This is a genomic window from Actinomadura sp. 7K534, from assembly GCF_004348575.1.
Taxonomy (GTDB): domain Bacteria; phylum Actinomycetota; class Actinomycetes; order Streptosporangiales; family Streptosporangiaceae; genus Spirillospora; species Spirillospora livida.
The window spans coordinates 1-12,790 of record NZ_SMKB01000083.1 but is presented as its reverse complement, the minus strand read 5'-3'; the positions used below and the strand labels follow the sequence as shown (position 1 = coordinate 12,790).

Annotated in this window: 10 protein-coding genes and 1 tRNA gene; 5 read left to right on the top strand and 6 right to left on the bottom strand. The window is 72.3% G+C overall.

All coding sequences use genetic code 11. The annotated features are described in order from the left end of the window. Window positions 1-105 precede the first annotated feature (105 nt). Complete coding sequence (locus tag E1266_RS18035) at window positions 106-2,262, top strand: MMPL family transporter (protein ID WP_132048408.1); 2,157 nt, start codon at window positions 106-108, stop codon at window positions 2,260-2,262. A 129-nt stretch (window positions 2,263-2,391) separates the two neighbouring features. Here the strand turns inward: E1266_RS18035 and E1266_RS18030 are convergent, their stop codons facing one another. After that, entirely contained in the window at window positions 2,392-3,777 is a 1,386-nt protein-coding gene (locus E1266_RS18030; protein ID WP_132048434.1) for a cystathionine beta-synthase, read from the bottom strand. Between the two features lie 187 nt (window positions 3,778-3,964). On the opposite strand from E1266_RS18030, the gene E1266_RS18025 reads away from it, so the two are divergent. The 3 genes from E1266_RS18025 (at window position 3,965) to E1266_RS18015 (ending at window position 6,896) form a co-directional block, all read left to right on the top strand. Further along, complete coding sequence (locus E1266_RS18025; RefSeq protein WP_132048406.1) at window positions 3,965-4,924, top strand: SGNH/GDSL hydrolase family protein; 960 nt, start codon at window positions 3,965-3,967, stop codon at window positions 4,922-4,924. 308 nt (window positions 4,925-5,232) lie between these two features. Beyond that, window positions 5,233-6,453 carry an acetyl-CoA C-acetyltransferase gene (locus tag E1266_RS18020; RefSeq protein ID WP_132048404.1) on the top strand — a complete coding sequence of 407 codons (1,221 nt, stop codon included), beginning with the start codon at window positions 5,233-5,235 and terminating at the stop codon, window positions 6,451-6,453. 215 nt (window positions 6,454-6,668) lie between these two features. After that, the gene (locus E1266_RS18015) at window positions 6,669-6,896 is read left to right on the top strand and encodes a DUF4287 domain-containing protein (protein WP_131878404.1); all 228 of its coding nucleotides are present in this window, start codon (window positions 6,669-6,671) and stop codon (window positions 6,894-6,896) included. 317 nt (window positions 6,897-7,213) lie between these two features. Here E1266_RS18015 and E1266_RS18010 read toward each other — a convergent pair whose 3' ends face one another. The 4 genes from E1266_RS18010 to E1266_RS17995 all read right to left on the bottom strand — a co-directional run bounded on the left by E1266_RS18010 (window position 7,214) and on the right by E1266_RS17995 (window position 10,993). Continuing rightward, window positions 7,214-8,068, bottom strand: coding sequence for a Bax inhibitor-1/YccA family protein (locus E1266_RS18010; RefSeq protein ID WP_132048402.1), 855 nt, complete (start codon window positions 8,066-8,068; stop codon window positions 7,214-7,216). A 94-nt stretch (window positions 8,069-8,162) separates the two neighbouring features. Continuing rightward, window positions 8,163-8,235, bottom strand: a tRNA-Leu gene (locus tag E1266_RS18005). A gap of 71 nt (window positions 8,236-8,306) precedes the next feature. Next, window positions 8,307-9,563: a class I SAM-dependent methyltransferase gene (locus E1266_RS18000; RefSeq protein WP_132048400.1), complete on the bottom strand. Its 1,257-nt coding sequence runs from the start codon at window positions 9,561-9,563 to the stop codon at window positions 8,307-8,309. Window positions 9,564-9,631: 68 nt separating this feature from the next. Beyond that, entirely contained in the window at window positions 9,632-10,993 is a 1,362-nt protein-coding gene (locus E1266_RS17995) for an NAD(P)/FAD-dependent oxidoreductase (RefSeq protein ID WP_132048398.1), read from the bottom strand. Between the two features lie 233 nt (window positions 10,994-11,226). Between E1266_RS17995 and E1266_RS17990 the strand changes: the two genes are divergently transcribed. Then, entirely contained in the window at window positions 11,227-11,979 is a 753-nt protein-coding gene (locus E1266_RS17990) for a DUF4232 domain-containing protein (RefSeq protein ID WP_132048396.1), read from the top strand. 38 nt (window positions 11,980-12,017) lie between these two features. On the opposite strand, the gene E1266_RS17985 is transcribed toward E1266_RS17990, so the two are convergent. Further along, window positions 12,018-12,790 (bottom strand): uracil-DNA glycosylase (locus E1266_RS17985; RefSeq protein ID WP_132048394.1); only part of this gene is annotated, 773 nt, incomplete at its 5' end.

Below are 12,790 nucleotides of genomic sequence, written 5' to 3'. Positions count from 1 at the left end.
CGCATTTCAGCGCTGCGGGTGACCTCAAAGGCCCGCGGTATCTCTACCGTTTTAGAGGTACTCATCGAACTCTGATCTCCCTTCTCCCTGATTAAGGAAGCCCCCATGTTCGCTCGGCTCGCGCGCTTCGTCGTGAGACACCCGTGGTGGACGATCGCGGCCTGGCTCGCGGCCGCGGTCGTCATCATCGCCTTCTCCCCCAAGCTGTCCACCGAGTCGGACCAGGGCGAGTTCCTGCCGTCCGGGTACGAGTCCGTCCAGGCCGTCGAGCTCGCCGAGAAGGCGTTCCCCCAGCAGGCGGAGATGTCCGCGCTGATCGTGGTGCAGCGCTCCGACGGCGGGAACCTCACCCCCGCCGACAACGCCAAGGTCGCCGAGGCGGCCAAGGGGCTGTCGGCCAAGACGTACCCGACGGTCCAGGGTTTCGTCACGAGTCCCGAGGCGATCGCCCCGAACAAGTCCATCCAGCTCATCACCGTGCCGATGAAGATGGCGACGGGTGACGAGGCCCAGAAGCAGAGCCAGGCGATCAAGGACATCCGCACCGACTTGCCCAAGCAGCTCGGCGACGGCCTTGAGGCCAAGGTCGGCGGCGAGGTCGCGACCTGGGTCGACAACGAGGACTCGTTCACCCAGTCGTTCATGCTCATCACCGTCGCCACCTTCGCCCTGATCATCGGGCTGATCCTGCTGATCTTCCGGGCGCCGCTCGCGGCGATCCTGCCGATCATCGTGATCATCGCGACGGAGCAGATGTCGATGGGGCTGATCGGCGCGGCGTCCAAGCTGCTCGACTTCACCGGCGACGACAGCCTGCAGATCATCCTGACCATCGTGATGTTCGGCGTCGGCGCCGACTACTACCTGTTCCTGCTGTTCCGCTACCGGGAGCGGCTGCGCGCCGGCGAGGACCGCAAGACCGCGCTCATCTCCGCGGTGGAGCGGGTCGGCGAGGTCATCACGTCGGCGGCGGCCGCGATCGCGGTCACGTTCCTGGTGCTGATGCTGGCGTCCTTCGGCATCTTCGCCGCCTGGGGCCCGTCGCTCGCCATCGGCGTCGTGGTGATGGGCATCACGTCGCTGACGCTGTTCCCGGCCATCCTGTCGCTGATCGGTCCCGCGGTGTTCTGGCCGTCGAAGTCCTGGAAGAAGCAGCCGAAGGGGACGGTCGCGGCGCGGCTCGGCCGGACGGTCGGCGCGCGCCCGGCCCTGGTCGCCATCGGCGCCGGTGCCCTGCTGGTCGCGCTGGCGTCCGGCTCGATCGGCTTCAAGTCCGACTACGACTTCCAGTCCAGCTTCCCGCAGGACACCGAGTCCGCCCAGGCCACCGTGGACCTGAAGAAGGGCTTCCCGGCCGGCCAGACCACGCCGGTCGAGGTCATGGTCCGCTCGACCGACGGGCAGCCGCTCACCAAGGCCGAGCTGGACGCCTGGGGGCAGCAGGCCAAGTCGCTGCCCGGCATCGGCGGCGTCCAGCCCGCCCTGGTCAGCGAGGCCGACCCCACCATCGGCCAGGTCAACCTGGTGCTCAACGGCAACCCCGTCGACAACGACTCGATCAACCACGTCAAGAACGAGCTCGGGCCGGCCGTGCACGACATGGCGCCCGCGGGCACCGAGGTGTTCGTCGGCGGCGAGACCGCGATCTACAGCGACATCAACAAGGTCGTCAACCGCGACCTGTCGGTGATCCTGCCGGTCGCCGGGGTGCTCATCGCGCTGATCCTGCTGGCGCTGCTGCGCTCCGTGGTCGCCCCGCTCTACCTGGTCCCGGCGGTGCTGCTGGGCTTCGCCGCGACGCTCGGCTCGGCGGTGTACGTCTTCCAGGGCCTGCTGGGCGAACCCGGGGAGGTCTTCCACCTGCCGATCATGCTGTACCTGTTCGTGCTGGCCATCGGGACCGACTACAACATCCTGATGACCGCGCGGCTGCGGGAGGAGGCCAAGGCGGGCCACGAGCCGCGCAAGGCCGCCGCGCTGGCGGTCGAGCACGGCGGCCCGACGGTCGCCGCGGCCGGGCTGATCCTCGCCGGCACGTTCTCGGTGATGCTGCTCGCCAAGGTGTCGATGCTGCAGCAGATGGGCTTCTCCATCGCGCTGGGGATCGCGCTGTCGGCCTTCATCATGGCGATCTTCCTGGTGCCGGGCGTCACGGCGCTGCTGGGCCGCAAGGCGTGGTGGCCCGGCCACGGCGCCGACTCGCAGAAGGCGCCCAAGCCCGCCGACACGCGGGAGGACTTCATCCCGACCGGGGCCCGGTGACGCCGGGACCCCCCTGAACGCCGGGTTGCGGAGCCGGCCCGAAACGCCGCCCACCGGTCGGCTCCGCAACCCGGCACCCTCGAAGGAAGCGCCGGAGACCGCCGCGGTCTCCGGCGCTTCCCTTTCGCGTCAGCTGGCGGCGGACAGGAAGGCGAGGAGGTCCTGGCGGGTGACGAGGCCCTTGGGCTTGCCGTCCACGAGCACGACGGCCGCGCCGGACTTCTGCAGTACGCCCACCGCCTCGCTCACCGGCTCCCCGGAACCGAGCGTCGGCAGCGGCGGCGACATGTGCCGCTCGACGGGCTCGGCCAGCTTGCCGCGCTCGCCGACGAGGATGTCGAGCAGGTCCCGCTCCCGCACCGAGCCGACCACCTCCGCGGCCATGACCGGCGGCTCCTCCTTCATCACCGGGAGCTGCGACACCTCGTACTCCCGCATGATCGAGATCGCGGTCTCCACGCTCTCGTGCGGGTGGACGTGCACGAACTCCGGCAGCGTCCGGCCCTTGCGGGTGAGCACCTCGCCCACCCGCGCCTCCTCGGTGGACGGGATGAGGAACCCGTAGTCCGCCATCCACTCGTCGTTGAAGATCTTGGTGAGGTAGCCGCGGCCGCCGTCCGGCAGCAGCACCACGATCACCGCGTCCGGCTCGGCCCGCGCGGCGACGCGCAGCGCGGCGACGACCGCCATCCCGCAGGACCCGCCGACCAGCATCGCCTCCTCGCGGGCCAGCCGCCGGGTCATGTTGAACGAGTCCTTGTCGGACACCGCGATGATCTCGTCGCAGATGTCGCGGTCGTAGGTCTCGGGCCAGATGTCCTCGCCGACGCCCTCGACCAGGTAGGGCCGGCCGGTCCCGCCGGAGTACACCGAGCCCTCGGGGTCCGCGCCGATGATCTGCACCCGGCCGCCGGAGACCTCCTTGAGGTACCGGCCGGTGCCGCTGATGGTGCCGCCGGTGCCGATGCCCGCCACGAAGTGCGTGATGCGCCCCTCGGTCTGCTCCCAGATCTCCGGCCCCGTGGTCTCGTAGTGCGACCGCGGGTTCTCCTGGTTGGTGTACTGGTTCGGCTTCCACGCGCCGGGGATCTCCGCGGCCAGCCGGTCCGACACCGAGTAGTAGGAGTCGGGGTGCTCCGGCGAGACCGCCGACGGGCAGACCACGACCTCAGCGCCGTACGCGCGCAGCACGTCGATCTTGTCCCTGGCGACCTTGTCCGGGCAGACGAAGACGCAGCGGTAGCCGCGCTCCTGCGCGACGATGGCGAGCCCGACCCCGGTGTTGCCGGACGTCGGCTCGACGATCGTCCCGTTCGGCCGCAGCTCGCCGGAGCGCTCGGCGGCGTCGATCATGCGCACCGCGATGCGGTCCTTCACCGAGCCGCCGGGGTTGAAGTACTCCACCTTGGCGAGCACCTGCGGCCGGCCGCCGGCCGTTCCCCCGTCGATCACCTTGCGCAGCCGAACGAGGGGGGTGTTGCCCATCAGTTCGACGAGCGAGTCGTGTACGTGCACCGCGACATCCTTGTCGGTCAGTATGCCGATCTGAGCGTTGCGCCCCTGGTCGGCCCGCATTTCGCGCGGGTTCCCGTGGACGCGGGTCCGGTTGGACACCCGCTTCGACGGTAGCCGAGAGCGGAGGCCGCAGGCATCAACGCCCGGGGCCGGGGGTAGGAACTTAATCACGGAGGGTCAGCGACGCATGTGGAGAGCATTCACGGCACGCCGCATCGCGGCGGCCGCGGCGTACGGCGGTGGCGGCATCACGGCCCTCGGCGGCCTCACGTTCGGGCTCGTCGTGGCGGAGGCCAAACTCGCCCGCCGGCTGATCACCGCGACGCCGGGCGCCGACCCTCCGGTCGCCGACGGGCTCTACGGCGGGACGCACGGCGGCGCCCCGCTGTCCCTCGTCATGCTCGGCGACTCCACCGCCGCCGGGCTCGGCGTGCACCGCCCGGACGAGACGCCCGCCGCGCTGCTGGCCACCGGCCTGTCGGCGATCGCGGACCGGCCGGTCCGGCTGACCAACGTGGCCCGCTCCGGGTCCCGCTCGGACGCGCTGTCCGGCCAGGTCGACCGGGCCCTGCAGACCCGGCCCGACCTCGCCGTCATCATGATCGGCGGCAACGACGTGACGGCGCGCGTGCCGCCCGCCGAGTCCGTCCGCCACCTCGGCTACGCGGTCGAGCGGCTCCGCGCCGCGGGCAGCGAGGTCGTCGTCGGCACCTGCCCCGACCTCGGCACCGTCAAGCCGCTGATGCAGCCGCTCCGGTACATCGCCCGCCGCGCCAGCCGCCAGCTCGCCGCCGCGCAGACCATCGCGGTCGTGGAGCGCGGCGCCCGCTCGGTGTCGCTCGGCGATCTGCTCGGCCGCGAGTTCTCCGCCGACCCGCGCTCGATGTTCAGCGAGGACCGCTACCACCCGTCCGGGCGGGGGTACGCGGCCGCGTGCGCCGCCGTCCTGCCGTCGATGGCGTCCGCGCTGGGCCTGGAACCCGAGGTGGCCGACCGGCCGGCCGACATCCTCCCGGTCTACCTGGCCGCGGCCGAGGCCGCGGAGCAGTCCGGCACCGAGGTCCGCAAGGCCCCCACCGGCCGCCGGGCGACGCTCCTGCCCCGCCGCCAGCCACCGGAACCGGACGCCGAGAAGGCCAGGACCTGACCCTGGCGGCGCCTGGGCCGGCCGCCGATGAGAACCGGGGCTCGTCCGGTCACCGGTGACGAGCCCCGGCCGTTCTCCGTGCCCGCCGGGCCGGCGGCGCGTGGAGTCCAGGGTCGGACACCGGCCGCCCGCCCGCATGGGGCCGATGTCACCACCGAGCCGGGAATCCGCAGGTCTGTGTATAAGCCGACCACCGGTTGCACCGCCAGGACTGGGCAGGGGCACATGTACGCGGACGCGGGCGGGCGGTTAGATTTGCGGGTAACCGGTGAGTAACACCGCACGGCCGCTGAGACAGGAGACCCGCAATGCCCGAGGCAGTCATCGTCGCCACCGCGCGCTCGCCGATCGGACGCGCCTTCAAGGGGTCGCTCAAGGACATGCGGCCCGACGACCTCACGGTCCAGATGGTCACCGCCGCGATGGCCCAGGTCCCGCAGCTGGATCCGAGCCAGATCGACGACCTGCTGCTCGGCTGCGGGCTGCCCGGCGGCGAGCAGGGGTACAACATGGGCCGGGTCGTGTCCGTCCTGATGGGCTGGGACAACGTGCCCGGCGCGACCATCACCCGGTACTGCTCGTCCTCCCTGCAGACGTCCCGGATGGCGCTGCACGCGATCCGCTCGGGCGAGGCCGACGTCATCGTGTCGGCGGGCGTCGAGACCGTGAGCCGCTTCGCCAAGGGCAGCAGCGACGGCCTTCCCGACACGCAGAACCCCAAGTTCGACGAGGCGCAGGCCCGCACCGCGAAGGCGGGCGAGGGCGGCGCGCCCGTGTGGCGCGACCCCCGCGAGGACGGCGCCCTGCCCGACATCTACATCGCGATGGGCCAGACCGCCGAGAACGTGGCCGGGCTGCGCGGGATCAGCCGGCAGGCGCAGGACGAGTTCGGCGTCCGCTCGCAGAACCTCGCCGAGAAGGCCCTCGCCAACGGGTTCTGGGAGAAGGACATCACCCCGGTGACGCTCCCGGACGGCTCCGTCGTGTCCAAGGACGACGGCCCGCGGCCCGGCACGACGTACGAGAAGGTCTCGCAGCTGCAGCCGGTGTTCCGGCCGGACGGGACGGTCACCGCCGGGAACTGCTGCCCGCTGAACGACGGCGCCGCCGCGGTCGTCATCATGAGCGACACCAAGGCCGCCGAGCTCGGCATCACCCCGCTGGCCCGCATCGTGTCCACCGGCGTCACCGGCCTGTCCGCCGAGATCATGGGCCTCGGCCCGGTGGAGGCGTCGCGGCGCGCGCTGGAGCTGGCCGGCATGACCATCGACGACATCGACCTCGTGGAGATCAACGAGGCGTTCGCCGCGCAGGTGCTGCCGTCCGCCGAGGACCTCGGCATCGACCTGGACAAGCTGAACGTCAACGGCGGCGCGATCGCCGTCGGCCACCCGTTCGGGATGACCGGCGCCCGGATCACCTCCACGCTCGTCAACAGCCTCAAGTTCCACGACAAGCAGTTCGGGCTGGAGACGATGTGCGTGGGCGGCGGCCAGGGCATGGCGATGATCCTGGAGCGCCTTTCCTGACGTCCGCCGCGGCCGCTCGCGGGCGGCCCGCACGAGTACTCCGCAGCGCGAAAGCGCGGGACGGCCTTCGTGCGGGCCACCTGCGCGTTTCCGGGGATCATCCCCGTTATCGATGATCTACGTTACGTAATGGATAGGTCGGCGTTAGGGGGTTGTCACGTGCGGGTTCCTGTTGCAGAGTCAGCAGGAAGAGCCCCGCGACCTGGAGGTGCCAATTGTCACTGAACCACTCGCCGGAGACGCACAGCAAGCTGATCGCCCGCATTCCGCAAGTCACAGGACGTGACATCCCCGAGTGGTTCACCGCCATCGAGAACGGCCCGTCGTTCACCCGCTGCGAGGAACGGAGCCACTGGCTCGCCGAGGAGCACAACCTCTCCCACGGCTACGCCTCGGCGCTGGTGCGCGAACACGAGCGCACCCGCCGCGCACGGCACTACTGAGCACCCTGTACCACTGAGCACTCTCGTCCCGCCCGCCGCCGGGCATCCGGCGCGGCGCCGCGGACGAACCAGCCGACCGGGCCCGCCCGCCGACCGGCCGATCCGCCGGGGCCGAGGACGGCCCGCCAGCAGAACTTCATACCGTCGCACCGGACGTGGCGGGATCCCGCCAACGGACGCCCCCGCAGTCGTGCCGCCGAGCCGCGCCACGACCGTGGCGCAGAGATCCCGCACAGATCAGCCCCACGCCGTTCGGCGTGGGGCTGATCAATGTCCGAGCACGCGAGCGCGTGACCTGACCGGGGAGGCGCTGCCGGCTAGTCCCTGCCCGCGTAGAGGTAGCTGAGCAGGCGGAGCATCTCCAGGTAGATCCAGACGAGGCTCAGCACGAGGCCGAACGCGCAGTACCAGGCGAACTTCTCGGGGGCCTGGACGCGGATGCCCTCCTCGATGGAGTCGAAGTCCAGCAGGAGGAAGAAGCAGCCGACGAGGATCGCGACGACGCTGAACACGTAGGCGAGCGGGTTGCCGGGGTCGCGGATGCCGAGCCCGTCGTCGCTGCCGAACATGTACATCACCATGTTGATCAGCATGAGCGCGAGCAGCGCGCCGCCGGCCGCGATGGTGAACTTGACGAGCTTGGGCGTGACCCGCACGATGCGCAGCGCGTACACGGCGAGCGTGGCGGCGAACGCCAGGGCGGTGCCGATCACGGCCTGGAACACCACGCCGTGGTACAGGTCGTTGTAGGCGTGGCTGATGATGCCGACCAGCACGCCGTACACCGCGGCGAACGCCAGCACCATCGGCGCGTTGGCCTTGCGGCCGAACGTGATGAACGCCCAGATCCCGATCTGGGCGATGAGCGCCACGACGAGGACCGGGACGGCGAGGCTCGGCGGCACGAGCACCCACGCCACCGCCGCCGTGAGCACCAGCGTGAACAGGGTCATGACACCGCGGACGACGACGTCGTCCATGGTCATGGGCCTGGTGGGGGCGGGCGGCGCGTAGCCCGGCCCCTGACCCGCGTACGGCGGGGCGCCGTATCCGGGTGCGCCCTGACCGGGTGTGCCGTACGCCGGCGCGCCGTAACCGGGCGCGCCGTATGCCGCACCCCCGGCCCGCTGGTTGAAGGCGTTGCCCCGGAACGCCGGGTTCCTGCTCTCCATAGAGCCCTCCACTTCGGCCGACCTGGCCGCCCATTCTATGCGGGGACGGCTCTGTGTGATCAGCCGGACCTGCCGAGCGTCGGGGAGACGTCAGTGCCCCTGGTCGGACTCGAACCGACACGATGGCTCTTTTAGGGAGCCCGCCTCTGCCATTGGGCTACAGGGGCGGCGTCATCATATCGAGTCAGGGGCCGGTCACGGTGGGTCCCGCGGACCGGAGTGCACCCCCCAGACCGCCCTAAATCCGGCGTTTCGCATGGATCTCATACCGGCCTGTCCGGCCGTTCTCGCAGGCCAGCGCGGACGCGGCCAGGTAGAGCAGCCAGACCCGCGCGCGACCGGGTCCGGCCAGCTCCGCGCATTCGTCCCAGTGGTGCTGTAGGCCCGTGGCCCAGGCGCGGAGCGTGCGCGCGTGGTCCTCACGCAGCGTGGTCACGGCCGGCACCTCGAGGCCCGCGTCTTCGAGCTCGTCGGCGAGCGCGCCGAGCCGCCGGGGCTCGGCGCCGTCCGGGACCAGGTAGCCGGCCGTGATCGCGCGCCGCCCGCCGTGCGGGGCGGGACCGCCGGTCGACTCCTCCAGGACGAGCCGCCCGCCGGGCGCGAGCAGGCCGGCCAGCCGGGACGCAGGACGGCCGACGGACGCCGCGTCCGCCAGCCCGACGATCGCGTCGTAGGGCCCGTCGCCCGCCATGGCCAGGTCCCAGCCGCGGGCCTCGACGGCGGCACCGGCCGCGGCGGCCGCCGTGCGCACGCGCTCGGCCTGCCCGGGCGTGCGGGCCAGGCCGACGACCCGGGCGCCGTGCCGGCGGGCGGCGTGCAGGGCGAACGCGCCCCAGCCGCAGTTCAGGTCGAGGATCCGGGCGCCGGGGAACAGCCCGAGCCGCTCGGCGAGGGCCTCGTGGGCGGTTGACTGGGCCGTGTCAAGGTCGGCGGCCCCGGCCCATCGCCCGGTGCCGTGCGCCAGCCCGTCCCCGAAGATCCGGGCGAAGAACGCGGTCGGCTCCCCCGGCGGGGCGGCGTCCCCGTTCCCGCGCTCCTCGGGCGGCGCCTTCGGCTCGGGGCCGACGGCGCCGAGGGTGACGGCGGTGCGCACGATGTCGCGCTTGTCGTCGCCGCTCAGCCGGATCGGCCCGTCGCCGGCGCCCATCACCCGCTGGACGGCGTCGAGCGCGGCGAAGACGTCCCCCTCGATGTCCAGCTCACCGGCGACGTAGGCCCGGACGAAGCCCAGCTCGCCGGGCTTCCACAGCAGCCGGCGCAGCGCCCGCCGGTGCCGGACCACGTACGCGGGGGCGGCGGCCGGGCCGATGGCGCTGCCGTCCCAGGCGCGGACCCGGATCGGCAGGTCGTCCGCGCTCGCCCGCTCCTCGCCCAGCATGATCTTGGTGAGCAGCGGGACCAGCCGGGCGGCGACGCCCGCGCCGGCGGCCGCCTCCGGGGCCGGCGCGGACGGCTCCGCCCGCGTGTCGTTCCAGGTGGCGTCTCCGTCGTGCATGGTGAGGGCGCCTCCTCCGCGGGCGATGCCGCCCGGTCACGCGGTCACGGTTCGACGGTTCGCACGGGTCACACGTCCCGGCGCCGGCCGGCCGCGAGCTCGAACTCGAACCGCGGCGCCTCCAGCTCGCCGAGCGAGACGATCTCGCGCCGGAAGAAGGAGGCGAGCGTCCAGTCCACGGTGATCCGGAACTTGCGGTTGACGGTCGGCATCCGAGAAAGATGGTAAGTGCGGTGCATGAACCAGGCGGGGAGCCCGCGCAACTTGATCCCGTAGACGTTCGCGACGCCTTTGTGCAGGCCAAGGCTCGCCACCGAGCCGACGTAGCTGTGCGCGTACGGCTTTCGCGGCTTCCCCCGCACATCCGCCACGATGTTGTCACCGAGGCGCTTGGCCTGCCTGACCGCGTGCTGGGCGTTCGGTGCCGTGAAGTCGCCGGTGTCGGTGAGGTCGGGGACGGCGGCGTTGTCGCCCGCCGCGTACACGTGCTCCAGCCCCTCGACGGTCAGCTCGGCGGTCGTGCGGATGCGTCCCTTCTCGTCCAGCGGCAGGTCGGTCTGCTTGAGGACGGGGTGCGGCTTCACCCCGGCCGTCCACACCAGCGTCCCGGCGTCGAACTCCTCGCCGTCGCTGAGCACGATGTGCCGGCCCTCGGCGGACTTGAGGAGCGTCTCCATCTTCACCTCGATGCCGCGGCCGCGCAGCGCCTCGGCGGTCCAGCGGCCCATCTCCGGCCCCACCTCGGGCAGGATCCGGGCGGTCGCCTCGACCATCAGCCAGCGCATCTCCCCGGGGTCGATCGACGGGTACCACCTGCATGCGTCCCGCGCCATGTCCTCCAGCTCGGCCATGGCCTCGACGCCGGCGAACCCGGCGCCGACGAACACGAACGTCAGCGCCCGCCTCCTGACCTCCTCGTCGTCCGGGTTGGACGCGGCGATGTCGAGCTGGTGCAGGACGTGGTTGCGGAGGAAGATCGCCTCTTCGATGGTCTTGAACCCGATCCCGCACTCGGCGAGGCCGGGGATCGGCAGCGTCCGCGAGATCGAGCCGAGGGCGACCACGAGCATGTCGTAGCCGATCTCCCGCTCCGGGACCCCGGCGGTCCTGGTGCCCGCGGGCTGGACCGAGACCCGCCGGGCGGCGTGGTCGATCCGCGTGACGTAGCCGTTCATGATGCGGCAGCGCCGGAGGACCTTCCGGAGCGACACCACGACATGGCGCGGCTCCAGGTTCCCGGCCGCCGCCTCGGGGAGGAACGGCTGGTAGGTCATGTACGACTGGGGGTCGATCACGGTGACGGCCACGTCGCCGCGGCGCAGCTCCGCGCGCAGCTTCTTCTGCAGCCGCAGGGCCGTGTACATGCCGACGTACCCGCCGCCGATGATCACGATGTGCTTCGCGGAGTCCGTGGAGCGTTGGGAAGGCATGTCCGGAGCGATACCCGGATATGTGGCACGCTCACCACTTCGCCCGGTTCGTGAACTTCATCGACGGGTCCGGCATCTCACCGGATGTATCACCAGAAAGACGGTGGGACAGGGCCGGACGGGGGCGTCAAGCGGCCCGGAACGGCGCGGCCGGTGGGGGACCGGCCCGCCGCCGGGTCGCTCGGCCAGGCCCTGTCCCGCCGTCCGCTGCTCTCAACGGGGGAAGGGCGAGCATGGGGACTCCGCTGCCGAAGATCATCTGGGGGGCGCTGGCCGCCGCCGCGGTCGCCACCGCGATCGCGGGATGCGGCCCGGCCGAGAACGCCGGTCCCGCCGCGGCCGAGGCCGGCGGCCCGGCGACGCCGACCGGCTCGACGACCGCCGGCGCCCCCGGCTCGGGCACGGGCACGGGCACGGAGCCCGGCTCTCCCGGGACGGGAGCGCCCTCGGGCACGCCGTCGGACGTCGACGCGCCCACCACCGGCCCCCCTGGCGGCGGGAAGGCCGGCGGCCCGGGCGGAAAGACGCCCGTCGGCGAGGCGCCCGGGGTCGCCGGAGCCGGCGCCGGAGGGCCGCGCTGCACCGGCGCCATGCTGAGCGCGGGCCTCATCAACAGGTACTTCATCGAGACGAACCGCTACGTGACGCTGGTCCTGACCAACACGTCCGGGACGACCTGCACGGTCCGCGGCTGGTCCGGTCTCCAGCTGGTCAACGCCGCAGGGCTCGTCCACACGAACGTCCTGCGCCACGGCACGCCGCAGACGGTCGTCCTTCCGAGCGGGGGCCGCGCCTACGAGCGGCTGTACTGGACGTCGGAACCGGCCGATGACGAGGGCGTCCCGTGCCGGCCCACCGCGAACGCCATGAAGATCGTCCCGCCGGACGAGACCCGGCAGCTGGAGGCGCCCTGGCTCTACGGCGCGGTCTGCCAGCACGGCAACATCTCGCTCACTCCCCTGACGGCGAACCCGACGGGCGGCTGATCCGCCAACGTGTGCTCGCGTGGCTCCCCGAGACCGCGTCAGTCACGGCCGTAGTCGCGGGCGCGGGTGAGGACGGTGTCGAGCATGTCCTCGGTGACGCGGCCGGTGAAGGTGTTCTGCTGGCTCGGGTGGTAGCAGCCCAGCAGCAGCACCGGTTCGCGGTGGGCCGCCGAGGGCGGCGGCACCAGCTCGGCCTCGGCGCCGTGGCCGAACTTCGGCCGGGGCCGCGGGACCCCGTAGCCCGCCTGCTTCAGGGCCGGCCAGACGCCCTGCCAGGCGAAGCCGCCGAGGCACACGATGCAGCGGACGCTCGGCGCGACCATCTCGACCTCGCGGGCCAGCCACGGCAGGCAGGTCGTGCGCTCCAGCGGCGTCGGCTTGTTGTCGGGCGGCGCGCACCGGACCGTCGCCGCCATCCGCGCGCCGATCAGCCGCTGCCCGTCGCCGGCGTGCACGCTGGTCGGCAGGGCCGCGAGGCCCACCCGGTGCAGCGAGGCGAACAGCCAGTCTCCCGAGCGGTCGCCGGTGAAGATCCGGCCGGTGCGGTTGCCGCCGTGCGCGGCGGGGGCGAGCCCCACGATCAGGACCCGCGGCTCCGCCGCGCCCCATCCGGCGATGGGCCGGCCCCAGTACTCCTCGTCCGCGAACGCCCTGCGCCGCTGGACGGCGACCTTCTCCCGCCACTCCACCAGCCGGTCGCAGGCGCGGCACACCGACTGCCGGGCGCACAGCTCGTCCAGGTCCGGCGCCTTGGCGGCCAGCTCGACGACGTCGCCGGTGCCGTGGGCGACGGGGGTGTCCGGGGCGGCGG